At 68.9% G+C, this 6,305-nt stretch carries 4 protein-coding genes and 1 pseudogene; 2 read left to right on the forward strand and 3 right to left on the reverse strand.

Going from position 1 to position 6,305, the window contains the following annotated elements; translation table 11 throughout:
• The first annotated feature begins 70 nt into the window (after positions 1-70).
• A complete protein-coding gene (locus FB547_RS23130; RefSeq protein WP_225612745.1) occupies positions 71-1,621 on the forward strand; it encodes a glycine betaine ABC transporter substrate-binding protein in 1,551 nt (516 codons plus the stop codon).
• 49 nt (positions 1,622-1,670) lie between these two features.
• Here the strand turns inward: FB547_RS23130 and FB547_RS23135 are convergent.
• Positions 1,671-2,510, reverse strand: a pseudogene (locus FB547_RS23135) (LysR family transcriptional regulator); the annotation flags it as partial.
• A gap of 73 nt (positions 2,511-2,583) precedes the next feature.
• On the opposite strand from FB547_RS23135, the gene FB547_RS23140 reads away from it, so the two are divergent.
• Complete coding sequence (locus tag FB547_RS23140) at positions 2,584-3,837, forward strand: CynX/NimT family MFS transporter (protein ID WP_145745977.1); 1,254 nt, start codon at positions 2,584-2,586, stop codon at positions 3,835-3,837.
• Positions 3,838-3,883: 46 nt separating this feature from the next.
• On the opposite strand, the gene FB547_RS23145 is transcribed toward FB547_RS23140, so the two are convergent.
• Complete coding sequence (locus tag FB547_RS23145; protein WP_145745978.1) at positions 3,884-5,320, reverse strand: aldehyde dehydrogenase family protein; 1,437 nt, start codon at positions 5,318-5,320, stop codon at positions 3,884-3,886.
• 88 nt (positions 5,321-5,408) lie between these two features.
• Positions 5,409-6,305 (reverse strand): enolase C-terminal domain-like protein (locus FB547_RS23150; RefSeq protein WP_145745979.1); only part of this gene is annotated, 897 nt, incomplete at its 5' end.

Consider the following 6,305-nt stretch of genomic DNA (forward strand, 5'->3'; position numbering starts at 1 on the left):
GCCCCTTGGCCGGGCAACGCGATCCCCAGAAATAGCGTTAACAGGCCCTATGTCTATACACTGGCCTGCGATGCCACTGCCCCGCCACCGCATGCTGCGCGCCGCCTTGTTGTTCCTTGCCATGGCCTGGCTCGGTGCCGTTGCATCGGCGCAGCCGGGCGACGGTGCGCTGCGCGTGGGTTCCAAGCGCTTCACCGAGTCGTACATCCTGGCCGAGCTGCTGGCGCAGACCGCGGCGCCGCACACCGCATCGCCACCGGTGGTGCGCCAGGGGCTGGGCAACACGGCCATCGTTTACGAGGCGCTGCGTTCGGGCGCCATCGATCTCTACGCCGAATACACCGGCACCATCGCGCTCGAGATCCTCAAGGGCTCGCCGGCCGAAACGCGCGAGGCCATGAATGCGGCGCTCGCGCCGATGGGCCTGGGCGTGGCGATCCCGCTGGGCTTCAACGACGGCTATGCGCTGGCCGTGCGGGCAGCCGATGCCGAACGGCTCGGGCTGCGCACGCTGAGCGACCTTGCGAAGCACCCCGAACTCAGGCTCGGCCTGTCGAACGAATTCATCGGCCGCGCCGACGGCTGGAAGGGCCTGGCCGCGCGCTACGGCTTCAAGCAGGTGCCCACCGGCCTCGACCATGGCCTGGCCTACGAAGCCGTGGCCGCAAAGCAGATCGACGCCATCGACATCTACACCACCGACGCCAAGATCGAGCACCTCGGCCTGCGCGTGCTCGAAGACGACAGGAAGTACTTTCCGCGCTATGACGCCGTGGTGCTCTACAGGCTCGACCTGCCGACGCGGCTGCCCAAGGCCTGGGCCGCGCTGCAGACGCTCGAAGGCCGCATCGACGAGCACGCGATGATCGCGATGAATGCGCGCGCCGAACTGCAGAGCGTGCCCTTCGACGCCATTGCGCGCGACTTCCTGGCCGGCACCGGCAAGGGCGCAAAGACCCAGGAGCCCCGGCGCGGCTTCACCGCCAAGCTGTTCGGCCCCGATCTGTGGCAGCTCGCGCGCCAGCACCTGGTGCTGGTGGCGGTATCCGTCGGCGTCGCGATCCTGATCGGCGTGCCGCTCGCGATCCTGGTGTTTCCGCATGTGCGGCTGCGTGCGCTGGTGCTCGGCTTCGCGAGCCTGCTGCAGACCGTGCCTTCGCTCGCGCTGCTGGCCGTGCTGATCTCGATGCTCGGGGCGATCGGCGCGCTGCCCGCGCTGATTGCGCTCACGCTCTATTCGCTGCTGCCGATCATGCGCAACACCGTGACGGGCCTGGCCGAAGTGCCGAACGGCCTGCGCCTGGCCGGCACCGCGCTGGGCATGACGCCGCCGCAAAGCCTGCGGCTCGTGCTGCTGCCGCTGGCGCTGCCCACGCTGCTGGCGGGCGTGCGGACAGCCACCGCGATCGCCATTGGCACCGCCACCATCGCGGCCTTCATCGGCGCGGGCGGATTCGGCGAGCGCATCGTCACGGGGCTGGCGCTCAACGACCGCGAGCTGCTGCTGGCCGGCGCGCTGCCGGCCGCGGCGCTGGCGCTGCTGAGCGAGGGGATCTTCGAGCTCGTGGAGATGCTGATGCGCCGCCGCCGCCGGGCGCCGCCGCCTTCGCTTCCGCCATGAGGCATTCGCGCAGCAGCGCGGCGCCCGCTCCCAGTGCCTTGTCGGCGCGGTGGCAGAAATGGCACTGCTGGCTCGTTCCACCGCCGGGGCCGATGCGGCTCACCGGCAATTGCACCAGCGTTCCGGCGGCCAGGTCGCCGGCCACCAGCCACGCAGGCATCTTTCCCCACCCCAGGCCCGCGCGCAGCAGCGCGAGCTTGATGTACATGTCGGTCACGCGCCAGGTCGAAGGCGAGAGCACGTCGATGTCGTAGCCCTGGCTGAGCGTGCTCGGATCTTCCACCACGATCTGCACGTGCTCGGCCGCGGCGGCATCCAGGCCCCTGGCACCGCGCTGGCCCGCATGGACCGCCAGCGCATGCGACGGCGCGGCGACGGCCACGGTATGAAGCTGCATGAGGAATTCGCGGCTGATTTTTTCGTCGGCATGGCCGAAGGCCGCAATGGCGAGATCGCATCGACCCGAATTCACTGCATCGACGGTGCCGCCCATCGAGCTGTATTCCACGCGGATGGCAATGCTCGGATAGACCGCATGCATGCCGCGCAGCGCGCTGGCCAGGAGGTCCGGCGGAAAGAGCGTGTCCACCGCCATCGCCAGGCCGAGCTCGATGCCCTGTTCGAGCCCCTGCGCGCGCGAGCGCAGCGCCTCGACCTTCGACAGGATGACCCGCACGTCGCCGAGCAGTGCCTTGCCCGTGGGCGTGAGCACCGGCTTGTGGCCGGAGCGGTCGAAGAGCCGCACCTGAAGCTGTTCTTCGAGATTGGCAATGGCATGGCTCACGGCCGACTGCACCCGGTGCAGCCGGACCGCGCCGGCACGGAAGCTGCCGGCATCCGCCACGGCAACGAACATCTGCATCTGGCTCAGGGTGAGGATGTCCAGCATGATCTATCCAATCGATTGAGTTGGCCGATATTATTCGCTTTCATTGATCGTTCGCTCGCTGCAAAGTTGCGGCATGCAGAACCGAATCCAAATGCGCGGCGCCACTTCGCCACCCGCCGCCGCGCCGCTCTCACCTTCTTCAACGCACTGGCTCGGCGTGGCGCTGGTCGTGGCTGCCGGTGTCATGGCGTCTCTTCAGGTCGGCAAGGTCGCCATTGCGGTGCCGCAGCTGCGCGCAGACTTCGGGCTCGACCTCTCGATGGTCGGCTGGCTCATGGCCACGTTCTCGCTGCTGGGCGTGGCTGGCGCGGTTCCGGTCGGCGCATGGGTCGCGCGCGCCGGCGACAGGGGCCTGCTGGTGGCCGGCCTGCTGGCCATTGCCATCGGCAGCGCGGCGGGTGCATGGGCACACGGCATCGCAATGCTGCTGATCGGCCGCGTCGTCGAAGGCTTGGGCTTTGTGCTGATCACCATCGCCGGCCCTTCGGTGCTGCAGCGCATGGTCGCGCCCAGCGGCAAGGACCTTGCCTTCGCGATCTGGAGCTGCTTCATGCCCGCCGGGATTGGCATCGCACTTTTCAGCGGCTCGCTGCCGGGCGGCTGGCGCGGCTTGTGGCTGGGCAATGCCGCGCTTGCGGCCTTGGTTGCGGTGCTGGTGCTGGCGGGCGTTTCGCGCGGTGCGAGTGGAAGTGCCCGCGAGGCGCCGGTCTCGTGGCGCAGCATGGCCCGCGATGCGGCCACCACGGCAAAGGCCGGTGCGCCGGCGCTGATCGCCGCTTCGTTCGTGATCTACAGCCTGCAGTTCTTCGCGCTATTCAGCTTTCTGCCGGTGCTGCTGATCGAGCGCATGGGTGTGGGCACGGCCACGGCCGGACAGCTGAGCGCCGTGGCCTGCTGTGTCAACGTGGCGGGCAATCTTGCGGCCGGCATGCTGCTGAAGCGCGGCATCGCGCGCTGGCTGCTCGCGGCACTGGCCAGCGCGTTGATGGGCATCTCGGCCGTCGGCATCTTCCTGCCGGTGCTCGGCGCGCTGCCGGCCTTTGTGCTGTGCCTGGTCTTCTCGGGCGCGGGCGGCCTGCTTCCCGCAACGCTGATCGGCACCTCCCCCCTCGTGGCACCGAGCACGCGGCTGGTCCCGATGTCGATGGGCTTGCTCATGCTGGGCAGCAATCTCGGCCAGATGATCGGCCCCGTGATCGTGGGCAGTGCCGTGGATTCGCTGGGCTGGCCGGCGGCCGCCGCCATCGTGGCCTTGGCGGGCGCGATCGGCGTGCTGCTCGCACTGGGCCTGCGGCGCTCGATGGCGCGCGGCGGCCATCGGCTGTGAAGCAGACGGCCGGGGCCGGGCGCGCGCGGCGCCCGGCCCTGGGGCCTCAAGCCAGCGTGTACGCCGTCTTCACCGTGGTGAAGAACTCCTGCGCATACTTGCCCTGCTCGCGCGGCCCGTAGCTCGAACCCTTGCGCCCGCCGAACGGCACGTGGTAGTCCACCCCCGCCGTGGGCAGGTTCACCATCACCATGCCGGCCTGGCTGTGGCGCTTGAAGTGCGTGGCGTACTTCAGGCTCGTGGTCGCAATGCCCGCCGACAGGCCGAACTCCGTGTCGTTGGCCGTGGCCAGCGCCTCTTCGTAGTTCTTCACGCGGATCACGCTCGCCACCGGGCCGAAGATCTCTTCCTTGTTGATGCGCATCGCCGCGGCCGATTCGCTGAAGAGCGCCGGCGACATGTAGTAGCCGTCGGTCTCCAGCTTCAAGAGCTCGCCGCCCGCGGCCAGCGTGGCGCCCTCGCCCTTGCCGATGGCGATGTATTCCATGTCCTGGTCGAGCTGCGACTTCGACGACACCGGGCCCACGTCGGTGCCCTGCGCCAACGCGTCGCCCACCTTGATCTTCGCCATGCGCGCCTTCATCGCCTCGATGAACTTCGGGTAGATGCCTTCGGTCACGATCAGGCGGCTCGACGCCGTGCAGCGCTGGCCGGTGGAGTAGAAGGCGCTCTGCACGCTGAGCTCCACGGCCTGGGCCAGGTCGGCGTCGTCCAGCACCACCTGCGGGTTCTTGCCGCCCATCTCGAGCTGCACCTTCTTGTGGTTGGTGACGCACTGCACGGCGATGTTGCGGCCCACGCCGACCGAGCCGGTGAAGCTGATGGCATGGATGCCGGGATGGCCGACCAGGGCGTTGCCGATCACGCTGCCGCGGCCCATCACGAGGTTGAACACGCCCGCCGGGATGCCCGAGCGGCTGATGATTTCGGCCAGCGCCCAGGCGCAGCCCGGGACGAGGTCAGCGGGCTTGAGCACCACGCAGTTGCCAAAGGCCAGCGCCGGCGCGATCTTCCAGGCCGGGATGGCAATGGGGAAGTTCCAGGGCGTGATGAGGCCGACCACGCCGACGGGCTCGCGCGTGATTTCCACGCCGATGTTCGGGCGCACCGAAGGCAGCAGCTCGCCCGCGAGGCGCAGGCATTCGCCGGCGAAGAACTTGAAGATCTGGCCGGCGCGGGTGGCTTCGCCGATGCCTTCGGCCTTCGTCTTGCCTTCCTCGCGGGCGAGCAGGGTGCCGAGCTCTTCCTTGCGCGCGAGGATCTCGGTGCCGATCTTGTCCAGGGCGTCGGAGCGCGCCTGGATGCTGCCGGTGGCCCAGGCCGGGAAGGCGGCGGTGGCGGCAGCCACGGCGGCCTCGACATCGGCGGCCGTGCCCTGCGCGTACTGGCCCAGCACGTCGGACAGGTTGCTGGGGTTGAGGTTGGGGCTGTAGCTCGCGCCGGCACGCCATTCGCCGCCGATCAGGTTGTCGAAGTTTTGCATGAGGATTCCTTGTGCTGCTCGATGGAAAGAAAGAAGCCGGAGCACTGCGTGTCGTCCGGCTGCGGAAATGGAAACGGGAGACTAAACCTCAACGGACCATGCAGGGCTTTTTATTGTCGAAAGTCCAGCCCGGGATCAGGTATTGCATCGCCTGCGCATCGTTGCGCGCACCCAGGCCGTGCTTCAGGTACAGCTGGTGCGCCTTCTCGACCTCGTCCATGTCGAGCTCCACGCCCAGCCCGCCGCGCGTGGGCACCTTCACGAACCCGCCCTCGATCTGCAGCGGCGCCCTGGTCAGGCGCTGGCCGTCCTGCCAGATCCAGTGCGTGTCGATGGCCGTGACCTTGCCCGGCGCCGCGGCCGCCACATGCGTGAACATGGCGAGCGACACATCGAAGTGGTTGTTCGAATGCGAGCCCCAGGTCAGGCCCCAGGCCTGGCACAGCTGGGCCACGCGCACCGAGCCCTGCATCGTCCAGAAGTGCGGGTCGGCCAGCGGGATGTCGACCGACTGCAGCGACAGGCTGTGCACCATCTCGCGCCAGTCGGTGGCGACCATGTTGGTGGCGGTCGGCAGGCCCGTGGCGCGGCGGAACTCGGCCATCACCTCGCGGCCGGAGAACACGCCTTCGGCGCCGCAGGGGTCTTCGGCATAGGCCATGACGCCGTGCAGGTCGCGGCACAGGCGGATCGCATCGGCCAGCAGCCAGCCGCCGTTCGGGTCGAGCGTGACGCGCGCCTTGGGAAAGCGCTCGTGCAGCGCGCGGATGGCTTCGACCTCTTCCTCGCCGCGCAGCACGCCGCCCTTGAGCTTGAAGTCGGTGAAGCCGTAGCGCGCATGCGTGGCCTCGGCCAGGCGCACGATGGCTTCGGGCGTCATGGCTTCTTCATGGCGCAGGCGGAACCAGTCGTCGGCGGCGCCGGGGTCGCTCTCGTAGGGCAGGTCGGTCCTGGTGCGGTCGCCCACGTAGAACAGGTAGCCGAG

The sequence above is a fragment of the Variovorax beijingensis genome (assembly GCF_007828835.1).
Classification (GTDB): domain Bacteria; phylum Pseudomonadota; class Gammaproteobacteria; order Burkholderiales; family Burkholderiaceae_C; genus Variovorax; species Variovorax beijingensis_A.